This is a genomic window from Kitasatospora sp. NPDC101183, from assembly GCF_044767945.1.
Classification (GTDB): domain Bacteria; phylum Actinomycetota; class Actinomycetes; order Streptomycetales; family Streptomycetaceae; genus Kitasatospora.
In genome coordinates this window covers 130,637-150,285 of sequence record NZ_JBIWOW010000002.1, presented here as the reverse complement: position 1 = coordinate 150,285, position 19,649 = coordinate 130,637, and the positions used below count along the sequence as shown (strand labels likewise).

Here is a 19,649-nt window from a genome sequence, read left to right as displayed (position 1 = left end):
CGCGAGACTACGCAGACACTACGCCGAGACGACCAGGAGCTCCGATGACGAAGCCGCCCCGGATCGACCCCGCCGACCTCCTCGCCGTCGGCGACCTCCTCACCGACGAGGAGCGGCTGGTCCGCGACACCGTCCGCCGGTTCACCGAGGAGCGCGTCCGCCCCCACCTCGGCGACTGGTTCGAACGAGGCGTCTTCCCCGCCCGCGAACTCGCCCCCGAACTCGGCGCCCTCGGCGTCCTCGGCATGCACCTCGACGGCTACGGCTGCGCGGGCGCCGGCGCCGTCGCGTACGGCGCCGCCTGCATGGAGCTCGAGGCCGCCGACTCCGGACTGCGCAGCTTCGTCTCCGTCCAGGGCTCCCTGGCCATGCGCTCCATCCACGCCTACGGCTCCGAGGAGCAGAAGCAGCGCTGGCTGCCCGGCATGGCCGCCGGCGAACTCATCGGCTGCTTCGGCCTCACCGAGCCGGACTTCGGCTCCGACCCCGCCAACATGCGCACCCGCGCCGTCCAGAAGGGCGGCGAGAGGGGCGACTGGGTCCTCTCCGGCACCAAGATGTGGATCACCAACGGCAGCATCGCCGACGTCGCCGTGGTCTGGGCGCAGACCGAGGACGGCGTGCGCGGCTTCCTCGTCGAACACGGCACCCGCGGCCTGACCGCCACCGACGTGCACGGCAAGCTCTCCCTGCGCGCCTCCGTCACCAGCGAACTCGCCTTCGACGAGGTCGTCCTGCCCGCCGACGCCGTCCTGCCCGGCGTCACCGGCCTGCGAGGCCCCCTCTCCTCCCTCAACGAGGCCCGCTACGGCATCCTCTGGGGCACCGTCGGCGCCGCCCGCGACTGCTACACCGCCGCCCTCGACTACGCCAAGAGCCGCATCCAGTTCGACCGCCCCATCGCGGGCTTCCAGCTCACCCAGCAGAAGCTGGTCGAGATGATGCTGGAGGTCGAGAAGGCCTACCTCGTCGCGCTGCGGATCGGACGCCTCAAGGAGCAGGGCGCCGCCCGCCCGCCGCACATCAGCTTCGGCAAGCTCAACAACGTCCGCACCGCGCTGGAGATCGCCCGCAGCGCCCGCACGATCCTCGGCGCCAACGGCATCACCACCGAGTACCCGGTGCTGCGCCACGCCAACAACCTGGAGTCGGTCCTCACCTACGAGGGCACCAGCGAGATCCACACCCTCGTCCTCGGCGAGGCCATCACCGGCGAGTCCGCCTACCGCTGAGGCGCCCCGCGCCGGGGAGATCCGATGGCCGGGGAAGACCTGTGGCCGGGGAAAACCGATGGCCGGGCCCGCCGCGGCCCGGCTACCGTCCCCGGCATGACCAGGACCGCCCCGACGCCCCCGACCACCACCCTCTGGCGCCCCACCGGCCCCGAGGAACTGGCCCTGGTCGAGGCCGCCGACCGGCGCGCCTGGCCGCCCCGGCTGCCCGAGCAGCCGATCTTCTACCCCGTCCTCGACGAGGACTACGCGATCCGCATCGCCCGGGACTGGAACGTGCCCGCCTCCGGCGTCGGCTACGTGACCCGCTTCGAGGTCGAGACGGAGTTCCTCGCCCGCTACCCGGTGCGGCAGGCCGGCGGCCGCACGATCCTCGAACTGTGGGTGCCCGCCGAGGAACTGACCGAGTTCAACGAGCACATCGTCGGCCGCATCGAGGTCGTCCACGAGTTCCGGCCCCAGCCGTGAACGCCGCCGGCCGCGTCCTGCTCACCTCCGCCCAGGAGACCACCACCACCGCCCTCCTCACCGCGGCCGCCGCGCGGCGGGGCCTCGACATCGCCGTCCTCGACGGACTCGACGGACAGCGCCTCGCCGGGCGGCCCGTCCACTGGTACGGCGGCCCGCTCGCCGCCGCCCGGATCGCCGGCCCGCTCGGCCTCGCCCTCCTCGAACCCGAGGACGGCTGGCTGCCGCGCCTGCCCCGGGAGTTCACCCGCCGACGCATCGAGCTCACCACCCTCGCCGAGGCGTGGGCGCTGCGCGAGCCCGCCTTCGTCAAGCCGCCCGCCGACAAGTCCGTCCCGCCCGCCGTCTACGCGGACGGCACCCGGCTGCCCCGCACCGGCGAGCGGATCGGCCCCGACACGCCCGTCCTCGTCAGCGAACCGGTGACCTTCGCCGCCGAGTACCGGCTGTTCCTCCTCGACGGCGAGGTGCTCACCGGCAGCCGCTACGCCCGCTTCGGCCGCCTCGACCCGGCGCCGCTCACCGCCGGGGCCGCCGGCTTCGCCCGCCGCCTGCTGGACGCCGTCGGCGACACCCTGCCCGGCGCCGTCGCGCTGGACGTCGGCCCGCTCGCCGACCCCTACGACCCCGCCGAGCACTGGGCCGTCGTCGAGGCCAACATGCCGTGGTTCGCCCACTGCTACGCGGCCGACCCGGACCGCGTCCTCGATGTCGTGCTCCGCGCCGCCGGGCCGGCCGCCGAACTCGCCCCGGCCGACCGCCGCTTCGTCCGCGGCCCAGGAACCGGCCCAGGAACCGGCCCAGGCCCCGGCCCCCTCGCGGACGGCGTGCAGCCCACCGGCTGACGTCCGTCCGACACCTCCAGGACACCCGGCGTTCGACGCGACGACGCCGATCGGTACGGCGGGCGGTGAACCATGGCGCGGTCGGCGGCGCCCCACGGCGGGCGCGGCCGGGTGTGCACGATCGAAAGGAACCCCCTGCCATGACCGCTGCCCAGTGGCCCCGCCCCCGGGTGCTCGTCGTCGGGATCGACGGCGTCCGCCACGACTACCTGACCGAGGTGCCGATGCCGCGCCTCCAGGAGGTCGCCGAGGCCGGGTTCCTGGTGCCGGTCACCGTCGCGGACACCGTGCCCACCATGTCCGGGCCCTGCTGGGCGACCATCGTCACCGGCGTCGAGCCCGCCAAGCACGGCGTCTGGGGCAACCACCTCGCCGGCAACCGCCTCGACGTCTTCCCCGACTTCGCCACCCGCCTCAACCGCGGCGACCGCCGCCGCACCTTCGTCGCCGCCGGCTGGGACCCGCTGATGATCAACGAGGCCGGCGGCCCGCTCTTCCGCGCCCCCGGCCGCCTCTCCTACGTCGCCCCCGCCGAGGACACCCCCGAGGCCTGGGAGACCGTCGACGAGGAGGTCACCCGCGAGGCCGTCCACGTCCTGGCCACCGCCGACCCCGAGGCCTCCTTCGTCTACCTCGGCGCCGTCGACGAGACCGCCCACTTCCTCGGCTGCGGCGACGAGTACCGCGCCTCCATGCGCACCGCCGACGAGCGCCTCGGCCGCCTGCTCGACGCCGTCCGGGGCCGCGCCACGTACGCCGAGGAGCAGTGGACCGTCATCGTCGTCACCGACCACGGGCACGTCGACGCGGGCGGCCACGGCGGCCGCACCGACGAGGAGCGCACCGCCTGGGTCGCCTGCGCCGGGCACGACATCCCGGCCGGACCGCCGCTGGGCGAGATCCGCCACCCGGACGTCGCCGCCCAGGTGTACGCCTCGCTGCTGCGCCCGATCGACCCGCACTGGACGCTGGACGGGCGGCCCTTCCCCCTCGCCCGCCCGGTGGCCGCGGCCGTCTGACCGCGCCCCGTACGGAGCCGTACGGACCCGCCGGCCCGGGGGCGATCCCCCCGGGTGCAGCAGGCCGGGCTGCGGAGCGCACGGCTCTGGGCGAGGCTCGATCGGGGCCCGCCACCGGGCCCGCCACCAGGCCGTCACCAGGACTCCGCCGAACGACATACGCCGGAAGGTGGAGACCGTACCCCGTAGGTCGGAAGCCGGATCGCGACTTGGTGGTGACGCTCCGAAGGGTCGGACTGGGCCACGATGGAGACACCCGGGCGGCGGAGCAGGACGGGCCGCACGGCGACGGCAGCGGCAACAACAACGCATATGGCACGGACGCACGGACAGTCGGACACGAGAGGGCAGGCGGGCATGAAGGGCATCGTGAGCAAGGTCGCGCTGGGAGTCGCGGGCACCGGCATGGCCGTCGCCGTGGCGGCCGTGGCCATCGGCCCGCGGGTGTCCGACTGGTACGACGAGCGCCACCAGGAGCAGGCGGCGTACGCGACCGGCGTGCAGGCGAAGAACGACCGCCGCTCCATGCCCGCCTGGCTGCCCGACAACGCCTCCTCGGTCAAGTACCTGATGTCCACCACCGGCGACGACCGGCTGCTGATCGCCACCCTCCCCGAGGGCCGGCTGCCCGCAGGCTGCACCATCGGCGTACCGGGCCGGACGACGCACCCGGTGCCGGCCTCGCTCAAGGTCGGCTGGTTCCCGCAGGACGTCGCCACCCGGGCGACGGGCACCTGCGGCCACTACAGCGTCTCGATGCACGGCAACCAGCTGTACGCCTGGCAGGACGGCGCGGCGGTGCAGGCCGCCCACCGCGCCGAGCACTCCGCCCGGCGCTGACCCGCCCGGACCCGTACGGCCGCACCGGCCCGCCCCGTGCCACGGCACCGGGCGGGCCTTCGTGCGTACAGGGACCCTCGCGGGGGGACCGGGCGAAACCGCAGGTCGGAGAGGGCCGACAGGAGCGTTCGGGGGGACCCCTCCTGTCGGAACCGCACCGGGCTGCGATAGGACGGGGCGTGATCGAACATCCCTCACCCTCCGAAAGGAGCCCCATGCCCGGCCCGACCGCCGGCGCCGCCGGACCCGCCGGCACCGCCCCCACCACCGGCCCCGACTCAGGCCCCGAGGACGCCCCCGGCACGAAATCCGCCGCTGCCGCCTCCTCCATCACGGGCCCGGCCACGATCGCCGTCCTCGGCGGGCTCGCCGCCCTCGGCCCGCTGACCATCGACCTCTACCTGCCCGGCCTGCCCGCCATCGCGGACGACCTGCACGCGGACCCGGCCGCCGTCCAGCTCACCCTCACCTTCTCGATGTTCGGCGTCGCGGCCGGGCAGCTGCTCTTCGGACCGCTCAGCGACCGCTTCGGCCGCCGGACCCCGCTGCTCGTCGGGATGGTCCTGTACACCCTGGCCAGCGCCGTGTGCGTGCTCGCGCCCAACCTGCCGGTGCTGATGGCCGGACGCTTCGTCCAGGGCGCGGCCGGCTCGGCGGGCCTGGTCATCGGACGGGCGATAGCCCGGGACCGCTTCCAAGGGGTGGCGATGCTGCGCTTCCTCGCCTCGATCACGATGATCTCCGGGCTGGCGCCGATCCTCGCGCCGATCGTCGGCGCGCAGCTGCTGCGCTTCACCTCCTGGCGGGGCACCTTCGGCACACTGACCGGGCTCGGGCTGCTGCTCACCCTCGCCTCCTTCGCGGCGCTGCGCGAGACGCTGCCGCCCGCGTCCCGGCACGGCGGCGGGGTCGGCGCCACGCTGCGGACGATGGGGCGGCTGCTGCGCGACCTGCCGTTCCTCGGGCTGGTGCTGACCAACGGCCTCGCGTACGGCGCGCTGTTCGGGTACATCAGCGGGTCGTCGACGGTGCTGCAGCACGTGTTCGAGGTCTCGCCGCAGACGTACAGCCTGCTGTTCGGGCTGAACTCGGTGGCGATCGTGGTGATGACGCAGGTCAACGGACGGCTGCTGGCTCCGCGCTTCACGCCGCGGGCGCTGGTGCTGGGCGGGCTCGCGGCGGCGGTGGCCGCCGGGGTGGCGCTGGTGCTGGGCACGGCGGTCTGGGACGCCGGGCTCGTCGGGTTCTGCGTGCCGCTGTTCGTGATGATGGGCAGCCTGGGCGTGCTGCTGCCGAACGCCTCCGCCCTGGCGCTCGGCCTGGTCGAGCCGCAGGCGGCCGGCACGGCGGCGGCGCTGCTCGGCACGTTCAGCTTCCTCGCGGGCGCTGTGGTCGCCCCGCTGAGCAGCCTCGGCGGGCACCCGTCCGCGGTGCTGCTGGCGATCGTGGTGCTGGCGTCGGGCGTCCTGTCGACGCTCACGTACCTGGTGCTCTGCCGGCCGGGGCGGATGCCGGAGGCGGTCGAGGGCTGACGGCCGGGGCTGCCGGCTGAGGGCTGGCAGCCGACGGTTGACGGCTGACGGATGCCGCCGGACGGCGAACAGATGTCAGCGAACAGATGACAGAAAACAGCGAACGGATAACAGCTGGCAGATGATGAAATCTGTCAGCTGTTATCCGTCGTCTGTTATCTGTTACTTGTCACCTGTTACCTGTTACTGGTCGCCGGTCGCCTGTCGTTCGTTCGCGCCGCTCAGGCGATGGAGAAGTCGTCCCCGTAGACGTTCCCCTGCCCGTACCAGCCGTGCAGGTACACGGTGACGGTGCCGGAGGCGCCGGTGGTGAAGGGGACGGTCAGCTGCGTCCAGCCGGAGGAGTTGGTCCAGGTGCTGGCCGTGGCGCCGCCGGAGACGCCCAGGTAGGCGTAGTTGCCCTGCACCCAACCGCTCAGCGTGTAGCTGGTGTTGGGCTTGAGGGTGACGGTCTGGGAGCACTCGCCGGTCTGGCTCGCGGAGGCCGCCGCCGAGAGGGCGTACGAGCCGGAGTGGACGGGCGTGGTGACGACCGCGCCGCCGCTCTGGCAGGTCCACGGGGCCAGGTTGCCCGTCTCGAAGCCGCCGTTGACGAGGCCGGTGGGCGGCGGGGTGGTGCCGGTGACGGTCAGCGAGTACGTGGCCGTGTGGCTGCCGGAGGCGCCGGTGGCGGTGACGGTCAGCGGGTAGGTGCCCGCCGTGGCCGCCGAGGTGGTGGCGATGTTCAGCGTCGCGCCGCTGCCCGCGGTGACGCTGCCCGGGGTGACGGTGGCCGTGACGCCCGCCGGGGCGCCGGCGACCGACAGGTTCACGTTCTGCGCCGAGCCGCTGGTGACAGCCGTGGCGATCGCCGCCGAGGTGGACGAACCGGCCGCCACCGTACCGGAGTTCGGGTTGACGGCGACGGAGAAGTCGTTGCCAGGCTGGGTGCCGGTGACCTTCAGGGTGAAGACGCCGGTGTGGCTGCCGGAGGCCGCGCTGCCGGTGACGGTCAGCGGGTAGCTCCCGGGGGCCACCGAGGAGGTGGTGGCCACGTTGAGGGTGGCGTTGCCGCCCGCGGTGACGCTGCCCGGGGTGACGGTGGCCGTCACGCCTGCCGGAGCGCCGCTCACGGACAGGTTCACGCTCTGCGCCGAACCGGACGTCACCGCCGTGGAGATGGTGGCGGAGGTGGACGAACCGGCCGTGACCGTCGCGGAGTTGGGGTTGACCCCCACCGAGAAGTCGTTGGTGGGCACCGTCGTGCCGCTGGTGAACTGCTGGAAGATGTGCGAGAAGTCCCAGGTGTTCTGCGCGATCCCGGAGCAGGTGTCGTCCCCGCCCTTGCCCGGGCAGCCGCCGTTGTCGCGCTGCAGCGCCCAGAAGGAGAGCGTGCTGATGCCCTTGGAGACGGCCCAGTTGTAGACGGTGGCGGCGTTGGCCAGGGTGAAGGTCTCGGCCGCGCCGAAGTCGTCGATGCCGGGCATCTCGATGATGCCGATCGAACCCCAGATCTGCGCCGGGGTCTTGCCCGGGTAGAGCTGGGAGAGCTGGTTGTAGAGGCCCTGCGCCGAGGTCTGGGTGTCGGCCGCCATGTCGTGGGTGGCGTTGTCGTAGTAGTCGAAGGTCATCATGTTGACGACGTCGATCTTCGCCTTGTTGCTGACGGCGTTGCGCAGCACCGCGAGGCCGCTGTCGGCCAGCCCGCTGGTGGTGGTCGGCAGGGTGTAGGAGAACTGGACGTTGCGCCCGTTGGAGGCGGCCCAGTCCTGCACCTGCTTGATCGCCTTGTTGCGGCGGTCGATGCCGGCGGTGTTGGTCAGCGAGTTGTCCTCGATGTCGAGGTCGATCCGGCTGATGTCGTAGGTGGTGATGACGTTCTCGAAGGCGGCCGCGATCTGGTTGACATCGGTGCAGCTGTCGGCGATCTCGGTGCCGGTGTTGTCGGCCGTGTAGCCGCCGAAGGAAGGGATGACGTCCCCGCCGTTGGCGCGGATGGTGGCGATGTCGGCGCCGAAGGTGGAGGAGGCGACCGGCTTGGAGGTGTCGCCGTTCCAGTACGGGGTGCAGGAGCCCTTGGTGCTGGCCTGCAGGAAGGCCATCGTCAGGTACTTGTTGCCGGACTGCGCGGCCAGGGTCGCGGGGCTCTGGCCGGTCCAGGACTCGAAGTAGGGGGCGAACACCCGGCTCGGCAGCGGGGTCGCGGCCTGGGCGGTGCCCGTCCCGGCGGCGACGAGGCCGGCCGAGGCGGCCAGTGTGGCGCAGGCCGTCAGCGCCGCCTGGATGGTTCTGCGTAGACGCATCGGTTCTCCAACGGACGTGGTGGGGGATGGTGTTGGGGCGGTGCGGACGGGCCGGGGGCGTCCGGCGGCCGTGTGGGGTCGGCCGCGTGGACGGTCGGGCCCGGGGAGCCGGGTGGTGGAGGAGCGGGCGTGCGAAGACCCGCCGGACCGTGGCGGTGGAGCAGCGACGGTGCGGCGGTGGCGGTGCGGCGGTGGCGGTGCGGCGGGTGGTGCGGGCGCGCGCACGCCGTAGGGAGCGGGGGTGGATCGGAACAGGGCAGGGCAGTGCCTCAGCCGCCGGTGGTCACACCCCCACAGTGCATCCCGGTCGGATCGACATGCCTATGTTTGGACTAGACCACTGCTCTGTCAAGAGTCCTAACTGTTCGTCGGCGCACGGGCTTTGGCATGTCCGGACGGGGCGCGGGTGGCATGCAAACGCCACGGCCGCGCACCCGGTGGACGGGGCGCGGCCGCGGCCGCCCGGCGCTCAGGACACCGGGCGGTTCGGGGGAGCGAGGGTCAGCGGGGCGGCGGGCAGAGCGTGGCGCGCAGGGCGTCGTTGATCTTCGCGGCCGTCTCCGGTCCGAGGCCCTGCGGGTGCTGCGGCGAGGTGAAGCGCTGGTCGGCCAGGTCGGTCAACTTCTGCTTGTCCTTGGGGGACTGGGAGATCGCCTGGCACTGGCTGCGGGCCCGCTCCACGGCCTGGCCGGGCTTGCCGTCGACGATCGAGGGGTCGATGGCGTTCAGCGCGGCGACCAGCTTGGCCGTCAGGTCGGCGTCCGGCTTGCCGGGCAGCCCCGCGTCGGTGGGCGGGGCGGGCTTGGCCGGGGCGGTCGCCCCGGGGGTGGCGCCGTCGGCCGGCGCGGAGGCCGGGGCGGTGGCCGACGCGTCGCCGGTCGGGGCGGCCGTGGGAGCGGCGGCCGAACCGGCGGCGGAGGCGGCCGTGGTGGGGGAGCCGGCCGCGGTGGAACCCGAGCCGGAGCTGGAGCAGGCAGCGAGGCTCACCGCGGCGAATGCCGTGAGGGTGGCGGCGAGGAGACGAGTGCGCATGGCGCCACCCTGTCATGTTCGCGGCGCCGAAGGGAAGGTGCTCTCAAGGCGCCGCCGGAACGCCGTCGGAACGCCACCGCAACGTCGCCGGAGTGCCCCGGAAGCCTCACAGGACGCCGACGGGCGGCGAGGCCGAAGCCGCGCCGCCCCTCCGGAACCCAACCCGCGTGTCAGCCCAGGCCGTTGGACTTCAGCCAGTCCTTGGCCACCGTCGACGGGTCCTCCTTGTCCACCGCGACCCGCTTCATCAGCGCCGTCAGCCCCGCCGTGTCCAGCTTCGCCGACACCGCGTTGAGCGCCGCCGTCGCCGTGGCGTCCACGCCCGCCTTGTTGACCAGCGGGGTGACGTTCTGCGCCCCGAAGACGTTCTTCGGGTCGGCCAGCGCGACGAGCTTGTACTGGACGATCTTCGGGTCGGTCGTGAACACGTTGCCGACCTGGATGCCCCCGTCCTTGAGCGCGTTCGCCGTGGTGTCCCCGGTGGGCTTCCACTCCTTGAACGTCAGCCCGTAGACGTCCTTGAACTGCTGCTCGCGGCGGGTCTTGAACTCCGGCGGCCCGCCGATGGTGAACTCCCCGGCCTTGGCGGCCAGGTCCGAGATGCTCTTGAGGTTGTACTTGTCGGCGCTCTCCTGGGTGACGCTGAGCGAGTCCTTGTCCTCGGCCGGCGAGGAGTCCAGGATCGACAGCGAGGCGGGAAGCGCCTTGCCCAGGGCCGCGTTCACGTCCTGGGTGGTGACGGCGGTGGCCTTGGCGTCCAGGTAGGCGAGCAGCGCGCCGTTGTACTCGGGCAGCACCGTCAGGTTGCCGCTCTGCAACTGCCCGTACAGCACCTCTCTGCTGCCGATGTTGAACTTCTCCTCGACCTTGACGCCCTTGGCCTTGAGGGCCTGCGAGTAGATCGAGCCGAGCAGGACGTTCTCGGGGAAGTTCGCCGAGCCGACGACCACCGTCGAGCCCGAACCGGAGCCGGAGCCGCCCGACGCCCCGGAGGCCGTCGCCCCCGAGGAGGCCGTGGAGCCGCCCAGCGGGTTGCTGCTGGAGGAACCGCAGGCGGTGGCGCCGAGGGTGAGCGCGGCCAGGGTGCCGAGGACGACGGCGCGCCGGGCCTTGTGCGAGGTCGACATGGTGTCGGAGGTCCTTCCGGAGTGGACGGGAGAGTTGGGGAGGAGCAGAGCGGAGCGGTACGGCCGGACGGGGGTCAGCGGGCCCGGAGCTGGGCGCGCACCCCCGACGGGAGCGCGAAGCGGGCGAGCAGGGCGAACAGCGCCTGCGCGAGGACGGCGAGCAGCACCACCAGCAGCGCCCCGCCCACCGTGGACGAGAACTGCCGGGTGGCCAGCCCGTCGATGACGTAGCGGCCCAGGCCGCCCAGGCCGACGTACGCGGCGACCGTGGCCGTCGCGATCACCTGGACGGTCGCCGTGCGCAAGCCCGCCAGCAGGGCCGGTGCGGCGGAGGGGACGCAGACCTGCCACAGCACCTGCGGGTGGGTCAGGCCGATGCCGCGCGCCGCGTCCCGCACGTCCGGGTCGGTGCCGCGCACCCCCTCGACGGCGGCCACCAGCAGCGGCGGCGCGGCCAGCGCCACCAGCGCGATCAGCACGGCCGTCTCGCCGACCCCGATCAGGAGCACCGCCAGCGTCACCAGGCCCAGCGTGGGCAGCGCCCGGGTGGCGCCCGCGAAGGCGGTGACGGCGGTGACGCCCCGCCCGGTGTAGCCGATCAGGAGCCCGAGCGGCACGGCCAGCAGCGCCGCGTACAGCAGCGCCTCGCCCGAGAACAGCAGGTGCTCGGAGACCCGGTGGACGATCGCGTCCGGGCCGCTGCGGTGGTCGGGGGCGGAGAAGAAGTCGCCCAGCCAGTCCAGCCAGTTCACGATCCGGCCCCCTTCTGCCGTGCGGCCCAGGGCGCGAGCAGGCGCCGCGAGCCCACCAGCAGCAGGTCGACGGCCAGGGCGAGGACGGCGATCAGCGCGATCCCGGCCCAGATCGGCGTCGGGAAGTTGCGCTGGTAGCCGTCGATGAACAGGTAGCCGAGCCCGCCGCGCCCGACCAGCGCGCCGACGCTGGCCAGCGAGATGCTGGACACCGCCGCGACCCGGAGTCCGGCGATCAGGTACGGCACGGCGGCGGGCAGTTCGACGGCGGTGAGCCGGTGCCAGGGCCCGTACCCCATCGCGGTGGCGGCCTGGCGCACGGGGTCGGGGACGGCGCGCAGCCCGTCCACGGTGGTGGGCAGCAGCACGGCCAGGGCGTAGAAGGTCAGCGGGATCATCACTGTCGCCTGGGTGGCGAGCCCGGTGTACGGGATGAGGATGATGAACACCGCCAGCGAGGGCAGCGCGTAGACGATGTTGAAGACGGCGGCGAGCGGCTGGTACAGCCGGGGGAAGCGGGCGCAGGCCAGGCCCAGGGGCACGGCGGCGAGCAGGCCGATGAGGACGGGTACGAGGGCGATCACGGCATGGTCGGCGAGGAGGTGGCCGAGGTAGCCGAGGTGGTCGCCGATCCAGTACCAGCGGATGATCGGTTCATCGTCCACCGGCGGCTCCGTCCGTCGGGGGAGTCGGCGCCTGCGCGGCCGCGTCGGCCTTGCGCAGCAGGTCCGGGGGAACGGCGGACCCGGCCGGGGAGGACAGCGCCGCGAGGACGGCCTCGCGGCCCGCCGTGCCGGTGGCCCGTCCGTCCGCGTCCAGTGCGACGGCGACCCCGGCGGGGGAGAGCACGGCCGCGTCGAGGGCGGCGCGCAGGGTGTCCGTGTCCGGGCGGTAGCCGGCGGCCGGGTGCAGCTCGGCCCCGGCGGCGTCCCGGTCGATCCAGCCGATCGGGCGGCGCTCGTCGTCCAGCGTCAACTCCCATGCCCCGTACCGCAGTCCGTCGCCGAGCGGGCGTACGTCGACGGCACTCGCGGGCCGCAGCGCGAGCCCGCGCAGGCCCCGGTCGCGGCCGAGGAAGGCGGCCACGCCCTCGTCGGCGGGGGCGGTGAGCAGGGTGTGCGGATCGGCCAGCTGGGCTATTCGGCCGTGCTCGCGCAGCACCACGACCTGGTCGCCGAGGCGCACGGCCTCCTCGATGTCGTGGGTGACGAACAGCACCGTCTTGTGCAGCTCGGACTGCAGCCGCAGCAGCTCGTCCTGCAGCCCCGCGCGCACCACCGGGTCGACGGCGCTGAACGGCTCGTCCATCAGGAGGACGGGCGGGTCGGCGGCCAGGGCGCGCGCCACGCCGACGCGCTGCTGCTGGCCGCCGGAGAGCTGGAACGGGTACCGCTTCGCGGTCTCGGGCGCCAGCCCGACCAGCTCCAGCAGCTCGGCGGCCCGGGCGCGGGCCCGTTTGCGGTCCCAGCCGAGCAGCAGCGGGACGGTGGCGACGTTGTCGATCACCTTGCGGTGCGGGAAGAGGCCCGCCTGCTGGATCACGTACCCGATGCCGCGGCGCAGCTTGGCGGGCTCCAGGTCGGCCACGTCGGTGTCGTCCAGCAGGACCCGGCCGGAGGTGGGCTCGACCATCCGGTTGACCATGCGCAGCAGGGTGGTCTTGCCGCAGCCGGACGGCCCGACCAGGACGGTCGTACGACCGGTGGGGACCTCGAGGTCCAGTCCCTCGACGGCGATGGTGCCGTCGGGGTGGCGCTTGCCGGCGCCCTCGAATCTGATCACGGGGTGTTTCCTCGTCAGGGCGCCCCGGGGAGGCGGCGCCTGGTTCGATCGATAGGACAGTTGTTCGGTTGACAGCGGCTTCAACCGCCGGGGCGCCGACGTTCTTCCGCCGTTCGCCGCCCGCGTGGCTGCCCAGCTTCGGAGCGTTGGAAACTCTGATCAGACTATGAGCTGCGTCATCTCCTGTCGCACGGTTATCAGCCGCCGGAGGCCGGACGGGCCGTATGACGGGCCGCCTCCCGGCCCGTCACGAGGTCCGTCACGAGGCCCGTCTCCCGGGCGGGCGGCGAGGCGCCGGCCAGGTGGCGGCAAGGCGCCGGCCAGGGGTCGGCCGCCCGCGTCGGCGCCGCTCAGGAGCCTCCCTGACGCGTCGGCAGCCCCGCCGCCGCCCAGCCGACGAAACCGCCGTCCAGGTCGGTCGCCCGGTGCAGCCCCAGCTCGCGCAGCGAGGCCGCGGCCAGGCTGGAGGCGTAGCCCTCCGAGCAGACCACGATCACCTCCAGGTCGTACCCGGTCGCCTCCGGCAGGCGGTGGCTGCCCGTCGGGTCGAGGCGCCACTCCAGCACGTTGCGCTCGACGATCAGCGAACCGGGGATCTCCCCCTCCGCCGCGCGCTGCGCCGCCGGACGGATGTCCACCAGCAGCGCCCCCTCCTGCTGGGCCCGGTGCGCCTCGGGCCCCCGGGGTCGGTGGACCCCTTCGCGGGAGCGCTCCACCAGGTCGTCGATCGTGGTCACCACTGTTCAGGTCCTTCCACCGAGGTGCGGACGAGCCCTTCGGCCCGCAGGTCGTAGTGCGCCATGGAGCTCAGCGGCGGCGAGTAGGCGTGCAGGGTGACGGCCGGTCCGCTCGCGGTGTTGCGCACGTCGTGGACGTACTCCGGGCCGAACGCCCGGGCCGTCCCGGCCGGGACCCTGCGGATCAGCAGCCCCTGCTCGGGGCCGCCGAGGGACAGCTCCTCCAGCTCGCCCAGGGCGACGGTGAAGGCGCCGCGCGAGCCGCCGTGGTCGTGGAAGCCGGTCGACTGGCCCGGCAGCCAGCTGATCAGCCACACCTCGTGCTCCTCGTCGCCCGCCAGCCGGCGGTACCAGCGCTCCTCGGTGGAGAGGCGGACGTGGTGGATCCACTGGTCGGGGCGTTCGGCCAGGTCGCGGACGATACCCCGCAGGGTGCTCGGGGTGAGCGGCGTACGGGGCCCGGCCTCCTCGGGGGCTCCCGAGGCGGCGGCGGTCGCGGTGGCGGCGGTGTCGGTGACGGCGGGCGGGGTGGTGGTGCTCGGGCTCATCGGGGCGTCCTCGGATGCGGCGGGAACGTCGAAAAGGGGCTGCCCGGGCCCGGCGCGGACGCGGGCGGACGGGCCGCGGGAGCGGACCGGCCCGCACGGGTGCGGAGCGCCGGAGAGGGCGGGAGTCAGGACTGCGGATGCGGGTGCGCGGCGAGGGCCCTGGCGGACGTCACAGGGAGGGGCGCGCGGGAGGGGCGAAGGTCAACAGGCACAGATGGAACTCGCCTGGCGTCGCAGATCGACGTGCAGGCGGCAGACCAGAGTGGTGCCGGTGTCCATGCGCCGGATCCTTCCCGAGCGACGCGGGCGAAGTCAAGCCGGGCCGCGGACCGCTCCACCGCCACCCGAGCCCAGGCCCGATCTCCCGCCTGATCCCCCGACCGGGGCGTACGGGGGCGCGCGGCGGTGTACGGGGGCGGGCGGGCACGTGGTGGGCGGATGCGTAGGGAGCCGACCCGCGGGGTAGATGACCGTTTCATCCCGACCCGCTTCATCCCGCCCCGCCGACCCTCGAAGCGCCTCCCCGGCCCGTACGCCGGGCGGCGCAGTTGCGGAGGTACCCATGTCGCAGATCGTCCGTGCCGCACTCGTCCAGACGCGCTGGACCGGTGACCAGGAGAGCATGATCGCCCTCCACGAGCGCCACGCCCGCGAGGCCGCCGCCCAGGGCGCGAAGATCATCGGCTTCCAGGAGGTGTTCAACGCCCCGTACTTCTGTCAGGTGCAGGAGGCCGAGCACTACCGCTGGGCCGAGGCCGTCCCCGACGGCCCCACCGTGCGCCGGATGCAGGGCCTCGCCCGCGAACTGGGCATGGTGATCGTCGTACCGGTCTACGAGGAGGAGCAGACCGGCGTCTACTACAACACCGCCGCCGTGATCGACGCCGACGGTAGCTACCTCGGCAAGTACCGCAAGCACCACATCCCGCAGGTCAAGGGCTTCTGGGAGAAGTACTACTTCAAGCCCGGCAACCTCGGCTGGCCCGTCTTCGACACGGCCGTCGGCAGGGTCGGCGTCTACATCTGCTACGACCGCCACTTCCCCGAGGGCTGGCGGGCCCTGGGCCTCGCGGGCGCCCAGATCGTCTACAACCCCTCCGCCACCAGCCGCGGCCTGTCCGCCTACCTGTGGCAGCTCGAACAGCCCGCCGCCGCCGTCGCCAACGAGTACTTCGTCGCCGCCATCAACCGCGTCGGCACCGAGGAGTACGGCGACAACGACTTCTACGGCACCTCCTACTTCGTCGACCCGCGCGGGCAGTTCGTCGGCGACGTCGCCTCCGACAAGGAGGAGGAACTCGTCGTCCGCGACCTCGACCTCGGCCTGATCGAAGAGGTCCGCCAGCAGTGGGCGTTCTACCGGGACCGCCGTCCCGACGCCTACGGCCCGCTCGCCGAGGCCTGAGGGGCGCCCCGATGACCACCCGCGACCCCGGACAGCGCACGATCATCCGCGGCGGCCTCGTCGTCACCGCCTCCGAGGAGATCCACGCCGACGTCCTGATCGAGGGCGAACGCGTCGCCGCCCTCGCCGCCACCGGCAGCGCCGCCGCCCAGGCCTGGAGCGCCGACACCGTCATCGACGCCACCGGCCACTACGTCATCCCGGGCGGTGTCGACGCCCACACCCACATGGAGCTGCCCTTCGGCGGCACGTAGGCACCACACCTGCACATGTGGCCTACTCCGGCGGGCGCGCGCCCAACTCCCGCCGGAGGCTTGCAGTATGGCTCCCGTATTCCTTGGCGCGCGGCGTCTGTCCGTTGCGTCCGACGAGTCCACGTCGTTTGAACGGCAGGACGAGGCGATCAGCGCCTGTGTGTCGGCTGTCGGCGGCTCGCTGCTGCCCGAGTACGCGGACGACTACGGCGTCAGCGCGTCCAAGGTCGGCCCCTTCGACCGGAAGGGACTCGGCGAGTGGCTGCGCCGTCCGGACGCCTACGACGGCATCGTGTTCTGGAGGCTCGACCGCGCGGTTCGCTCCATGGCGGACATGTCCGCGCTCGGTGCCTGGGCGAAGAAGCACGGCAAGCGGTTGATCTTCGCCAGCGGGCCCGGTGGGGTCCGGCTCGAACTGGATTTCAAGTCGCCCCTGTCCGAGCTGATCCTGTTGATCTTCGCCTTCGCGGCTCAGATGGAGTCGCAGGCCACTCAGGAGCGTGTCACCGGGGCCCGCCGATTCCTGCCGACAGTCGGCCGCTGGCCAGGTGGGAAGGTGCCGTTTGGCTACGAGTCCGGGCCGCACCCCGAGCTGGAGTCCGGCCGGTGGCTGCACCAGCACCCGGAGGAGGGCCCGATCCGAGTGGAGTTGATCGCGCGGGTGGCCAAGGGGGAGGCGTACGCGCACATCGCGGCCGACTTCAAACGGCGCAAGCTGACCGAAGGCAAGAAGAAGACCAAGTACGGGTGGACCGCGAACAAGGTCCGCAAGCTTGCCACCGAGGACACCGCGCGCGGCCGGGCGATCCACGACGGGCGTACGGTCCGCGACGCCGAGGGCCGCCCCGTCCTCTGGGGCGACGCCCTGGTGACGGACGCGCTCTGGCAGCGTTGCCAGGCCAGTGCCGAGGCCCGCAACCCCCAGAAGGTCCCGACACAGCGCGCAGATGCTCACCCCTTGCTCCACGTGGCGCACTGCGGGAGCTGCGGAGACTTCCTGTACGCCGGATGGAACACCCGCAAGGGCGTCAAGATCCCGCTTCTCAAGTGCAACGCGCGCAGCCGTGGCGGAGTGTGCGAACACCCCGTGGTCGTCACCCTGGGGCCCGCGCTGGAGTGGACGCACGGGCAGTTCCTCGACCAGTTCGGAGAGGCTCCCGTGGTGGCCGTGGTCGAGACGCCGGGGGTCGACCACACGCCGGAGATCACGGAGTTGAACTCCGACATTGACGAACTGACGGAACAACTGGTTGGCCTGAGGGGCCGCGCCGCAGAGTCGGTGTCGAAGAAGCTCAACGCCCTCTCCGACCGTGCGGAGTCGTTGGCAGCGGCCCCGGTGATCCCCGCCAGCCGTGAGGAGGTGCCGACCGGCCAGACGTTCAGCGAGATGTGGGACGACGCCGGATCGGACTCCGAGAAGCGGACCATGCTGCGGGACGCAGGGGCGAAGCTGCTCGTTCTCCCCACGGGCAAGGGCAGGCGCAACGTGGCTGACCGGTTGCGGTTCTCTGTCGGGTCGCCCGAAGCAGACTACGCGGCGATCCTGGAAGACGCGTCTGAGGGGTACGCCGCCTGACCGCTGTTAACCGCACCCCCTGAATCACTGTGGCCCGTTGCTGGGAGACCAGCGGCGGGCCACTGGCGTTGTAGGAACCCCAACCGCCGGCCGCTGGCGTGAACCCTTGCGGTTGAGCGGCGGTGGGACGGAAGTCCCTGTGGAGTCCCCACAACAGCCCGGTGCGCGTTAACCGCACCCCCTGGACCAGTCCGGAAGGCGGTCGACCACCGCTCGGTGACACCGAACGAGAGAAGCGCATGACTACCGAACCGTCAAAGGCACCGCTGGTGAAGAAGAGGCCCGTGCTGGTGCGCGGAGGTCCCCGGCGAGGCCAAGTCCGTTACTGGGAACTGCTGGTGCAGTGCCCCCACTGCCCGATGCAGCACGCGCACGGCAGCGGCAACACCACCGGCGACCCGGACCCCGGAACGGCCAGCCACGGCACCCGCACGCCGCATTGCCCGGCCGAGGTGTACCGCTGGCAACTCCCCGGCGAGGACGGGCGACGGCGCACCAAACAACCCCTCTGGACCCGTCCGCCCGGCGGCCTGCCCGATTACGAGATCACCGAGGACGTGAGCACGTGACCGCCGACCTGGACGCCATGACCGGGCCCGCATACGCCCCGGAGCCGCTGGACGCCGAGGACTTCACCGCGCTGTACGGCAAGGCCGGTACGGACGTCGACCGCGCCGAATACGCCGCGCGAAAGCTCGCCGGGCGGCTCATGTACTGCGAGGGGCCGGGCTGGTACGCATGGGACGGACGCGTGTGGGTCAACGACTCCACCCGCGACGCCGTGGCCCGCCGGAAGGTGCACGAGCTGTCCGCCGAACTGCTCCGGTACGCCGCCGACACGCAGGCCGCCAACGGGCGGGACGCCATCGAGGCCGCGCAGGCCCTCAGGTCGTCCCACCGGATCAGCGCCCTTCTGACAGAGCTACAGGCCATGCCGGGCATCCGCCGTAGCGTGGCCGAGCTGGACGGCCCGACCCACCTCCTGAGCTTCTCGAACGGCACGGTCGATCTGCGGGACGGCGCGATTCGGCCCCACGATCCCGCCGATCTGCTGACGCGCCTTGTCGATGTGGAGTACGACCCCGACGCCCCGGCCGAGGAGTGGGAGTCGTTCCTGACGAGCTGCCATCCGGACGACCCGGAGATGCCCGGATTCCTGCGCAGGCTCGCCGGATACGCGATCACCGGCGAGACCCGGGAGGAGTGCCTCGCGTTCTTCTACGGCTCCGGCGCGAACGGCAAGGGGGCGTTCACCGAGACGCTCTCCCACCACTTCGCCGACATCACGACGACGCAGGACGCGGCGTTTTGGGAGAAGCAGCGCCATGAGCGGAACGGCTCGCTCATGGCCAAGCTGCACGGTGCCCGACTGGTCGTCACGGGAGAGGTGAAGGCGGCCCGGATGGACGAGGCATTCGTCAAGGGGTTCACCGCCGCTGACCTCCAGACGGCGAACCAGAAGTACAAACCGGCGTACGACTTCCGGCCGGTGTCCCTGCTGATCATGTCCGGGAACGACAAGCCCGTGATCGAGGGCACCGACGAGGGTATTTGGCGGCGCTTCCGTCTGGTGCCGTGGGAGGAGTCCTTCGCCGACCGGCCGGACAAGGGGCTCAAACCCCGGCTCAAGTCCGCACAGGCAGCCCCGGGCATCGCCGCATGGGCCGTCCGGGGCGCGGTCGAATGGCACGCGGAAGGGTTGCGACCGCACCAGCGGATCAGCGAGGCCACCAACGACTACCGCGAGGAGTCCGACCCGTTCGCCGAATGGGCGGAAGGCGCGTTCGAGGCCGCCCCCGACGGGGCCGTGTCGAACAAGGAGATCGAGGCCAGCGCGAAGGCGTACGGGCTGCGCGGGCAGGGCCGGAAGTTCTCGGATGCCGTGCTCCGGCACGTCGGCGGTGAGCGCCCGGCCAAGGCGTTCCGCCACCACGGCAGGGCAGTACGGGGACTGCGCGGCGTGCGCCTGCGGGAGGACAGTGCGGCGGGCCGGTACCCCAACATCCTGGCCGAGGTGTAACGAAGTAACGGTTTTGGGGCCGATTGCCTAAACCTCTCTAGTACGTACTCGCATAGGAAGGTTCTGGAAAACAGACCTGAAAACGTTACTTCGTTACACCCTGGCCTCCCGGCCCGCTCGCCGTGACGACTTGGGCCCGGAGTGGCCCTCAGCCGGCGTCTCGCCCGGCCCTCGCTCCCAAGCGGCCTGACGGACAAC

General features: G+C 72.6%; 19 protein-coding genes and 1 pseudogene. 11 read left to right on the top strand and 9 right to left on the bottom strand.

Going from position 1 to position 19,649, the window contains the following annotated elements; translation table 11 throughout:
• Window positions 1-44: 44 nt before the first annotated feature.
• The 6 genes from ACIRRS_RS02875 (at window position 45) to ACIRRS_RS02850 (ending at window position 5,936) form a co-directional block, all read left to right on the top strand.
• Entirely contained in the window at window positions 45-1,232 is a 1,188-nt protein-coding gene (locus tag ACIRRS_RS02875) for an acyl-CoA dehydrogenase family protein (protein WP_402963972.1), read from the top strand.
• 96 nt (window positions 1,233-1,328) lie between these two features.
• A complete protein-coding gene (locus ACIRRS_RS02870; protein ID WP_402963969.1) occupies window positions 1,329-1,700 on the top strand; it encodes a hypothetical protein in 372 nt (123 codons plus the stop codon).
• The gene (locus ACIRRS_RS02865) at window positions 1,697-2,545 is read left to right on the top strand and encodes an ATP-grasp domain-containing protein (protein WP_402963967.1); all 849 of its coding nucleotides are present in this window, start codon (window positions 1,697-1,699) and stop codon (window positions 2,543-2,545) included. The genes ACIRRS_RS02870 and ACIRRS_RS02865 overlap by 4 nt, the downstream gene beginning before the upstream one ends.
• A gap of 140 nt (window positions 2,546-2,685) precedes the next feature.
• Entirely contained in the window at window positions 2,686-3,564 is an 879-nt protein-coding gene (locus ACIRRS_RS02860; protein WP_402963964.1) for an alkaline phosphatase family protein, read from the top strand.
• 357 nt (window positions 3,565-3,921) lie between these two features.
• Window positions 3,922-4,404 (top strand): hypothetical protein, encoded by a 483-nt coding sequence (locus tag ACIRRS_RS02855; RefSeq protein WP_402963961.1) that lies wholly within the window; start codon window positions 3,922-3,924, stop codon window positions 4,402-4,404.
• A gap of 215 nt (window positions 4,405-4,619) precedes the next feature.
• Window positions 4,620-5,936: a multidrug effflux MFS transporter gene (locus ACIRRS_RS02850; RefSeq protein WP_402963959.1), complete on the top strand. Its 1,317-nt coding sequence runs from the start codon at window positions 4,620-4,622 to the stop codon at window positions 5,934-5,936.
• A gap of 221 nt (window positions 5,937-6,157) precedes the next feature.
• On the opposite strand, the gene ACIRRS_RS02845 is transcribed toward ACIRRS_RS02850, so the two are convergent.
• From ACIRRS_RS02845 to ACIRRS_RS02805, 9 genes are all read right to left on the bottom strand, one after another.
• Window positions 6,158-8,218, bottom strand: coding sequence for a carbohydrate binding domain-containing protein (locus ACIRRS_RS02845; RefSeq protein WP_402963956.1), 2,061 nt, complete (start codon window positions 8,216-8,218; stop codon window positions 6,158-6,160).
• A gap of 501 nt (window positions 8,219-8,719) precedes the next feature.
• Window positions 8,720-9,250 (bottom strand): hypothetical protein, encoded by a 531-nt coding sequence (locus ACIRRS_RS02840; RefSeq protein WP_402963953.1) that lies wholly within the window; start codon window positions 9,248-9,250, stop codon window positions 8,720-8,722.
• Window positions 9,251-9,420: 170 nt separating this feature from the next.
• On the bottom strand, window positions 9,421-10,377 hold the full coding sequence (locus ACIRRS_RS02835) for an ABC transporter substrate-binding protein (protein WP_402963950.1): 957 nt from the start codon (window positions 10,375-10,377) through the stop codon (window positions 9,421-9,423).
• A gap of 74 nt (window positions 10,378-10,451) precedes the next feature.
• Complete coding sequence (locus ACIRRS_RS02830; RefSeq protein ID WP_402963947.1) at window positions 10,452-11,129, bottom strand: ABC transporter permease; 678 nt, start codon at window positions 11,127-11,129, stop codon at window positions 10,452-10,454.
• Window positions 11,126-11,794, bottom strand: coding sequence for an ABC transporter permease (locus ACIRRS_RS02825; RefSeq protein ID WP_402963944.1), 669 nt, complete (start codon window positions 11,792-11,794; stop codon window positions 11,126-11,128). Before ACIRRS_RS02825 ends, ACIRRS_RS02830 begins: the two co-directional genes overlap by 4 nt.
• A complete protein-coding gene (locus tag ACIRRS_RS02820) occupies window positions 11,784-12,911 on the bottom strand; it encodes an ABC transporter ATP-binding protein (protein ID WP_402963941.1) in 1,128 nt (375 codons plus the stop codon). Before ACIRRS_RS02820 ends, ACIRRS_RS02825 begins: the two co-directional genes overlap by 11 nt.
• Window positions 12,912-13,261: 350 nt before the next feature.
• Window positions 13,262-13,651 (bottom strand): rhodanese-like domain-containing protein, encoded by a 390-nt coding sequence (locus ACIRRS_RS02815; RefSeq protein ID WP_402963938.1) that lies wholly within the window; start codon window positions 13,649-13,651, stop codon window positions 13,262-13,264.
• Window positions 13,645-14,196: a cysteine dioxygenase gene (locus ACIRRS_RS02810; RefSeq protein ID WP_402963935.1), complete on the bottom strand. Its 552-nt coding sequence runs from the start codon at window positions 14,194-14,196 to the stop codon at window positions 13,645-13,647. The genes ACIRRS_RS02815 and ACIRRS_RS02810 overlap by 7 nt, the downstream gene beginning before the upstream one ends.
• 201 nt (window positions 14,197-14,397) lie before the next feature.
• A complete protein-coding gene (locus ACIRRS_RS02805) occupies window positions 14,398-14,475 on the bottom strand; it encodes a putative leader peptide (protein ID WP_106981192.1) in 78 nt (25 codons plus the stop codon).
• Window positions 14,476-14,758: 283 nt separating this feature from the next.
• On the opposite strand from ACIRRS_RS02805, the gene ACIRRS_RS02800 reads away from it, so the two are divergent.
• From ACIRRS_RS02800 to ACIRRS_RS02780, 5 genes and pseudogenes are all read left to right on the top strand, one after another.
• Window positions 14,759-15,601, top strand: coding sequence for a nitrilase-related carbon-nitrogen hydrolase (locus ACIRRS_RS02800; protein WP_402963932.1), 843 nt, complete (start codon window positions 14,759-14,761; stop codon window positions 15,599-15,601).
• Window positions 15,602-15,612: 11 nt separating this feature from the next.
• Window positions 15,613-15,852 (top strand): annotated as a pseudogene (locus ACIRRS_RS02795) (dihydropyrimidinase); the annotation flags it as partial.
• A 70-nt stretch (window positions 15,853-15,922) separates the two neighbouring features.
• Window positions 15,923-17,431, top strand: coding sequence for a recombinase family protein (locus ACIRRS_RS02790; protein ID WP_402963929.1), 1,509 nt, complete (start codon window positions 15,923-15,925; stop codon window positions 17,429-17,431).
• Window positions 17,432-17,670: 239 nt separating this feature from the next.
• Window positions 17,671-18,000 carry a hypothetical protein gene (locus tag ACIRRS_RS02785; RefSeq protein ID WP_402963926.1) on the top strand — a complete coding sequence of 110 codons (330 nt, stop codon included), beginning with the start codon at window positions 17,671-17,673 and terminating at the stop codon, window positions 17,998-18,000.
• Window positions 17,997-19,451, top strand: coding sequence for a phage/plasmid primase, P4 family (locus tag ACIRRS_RS02780; RefSeq protein ID WP_402963923.1), 1,455 nt, complete (start codon window positions 17,997-17,999; stop codon window positions 19,449-19,451). The genes ACIRRS_RS02785 and ACIRRS_RS02780 overlap by 4 nt, the downstream gene beginning before the upstream one ends.
• Window positions 19,452-19,649: the final 198 nt, after the last annotated feature.